1 protein-coding gene is annotated in these 561 nt (G+C 23.4%); it reads right to left on the bottom strand.

Annotated features, from left to right (window positions below):
* A partial coding sequence (locus LRB30_RS05820; protein WP_231020160.1) for a helix-turn-helix domain-containing protein occupies positions 1-423 on the bottom strand: 423 nt, incomplete at its 3' end.
* Positions 424-561: the final 138 nt, after the last annotated feature.

Below are 561 nucleotides of genomic sequence, written 5' to 3'. Positions count from 1 at the left end.
CCTATGTAGACATAATTTTACAAACCCTATTTTAGGTAGTTTTATATAATCATTCTCTATTCTTATTGAGTTTTTTTGATTATTAGTTCTAAAAGTTTGCCTATTTTTCTTACTTTTATATTTAGGAAATCCTTGTGTTCTATTCCCCTTTTTAATTTCTCTAAAAAAATTATTATACGCAGAGTTTAAGTCAAGTTGGACATTACAAAGAGCTAAACTATCAACTTCCTTTAAGAAAAGGAATTCTTCTTTATATTTACTTGGATAAGTAATTAAACTTTGTTTGTTTTTTTCATAATAATCTTTCTTATCACTTAACATTTTGTTATACAAAAATCTTACACATCCAAATACTTTTGAAAAATATTTTTTTTGATTAGTGTTAGGATAAATTCTATATTTATAAGCTTTATTAGCACCCATATATCTTATTATTTTATAATATTTTATACTTAGCGTATATGTCATGCAAGTTAACTTTTAATAATCACTGCGTATATTCAATTAATTATCACCTAGTATTAGTTACTAAATATAGGCATAAATGCATAAATAATGAGC

It is taken from the genome of Borreliella americana (assembly GCF_021043605.1).
Taxonomy (GTDB): Bacteria; Spirochaetota; Spirochaetia; order Borreliales; family Borreliaceae; genus Borreliella; species Borreliella americana.
This window is presented reverse-complemented; position numbering and strand designations above follow the sequence as displayed.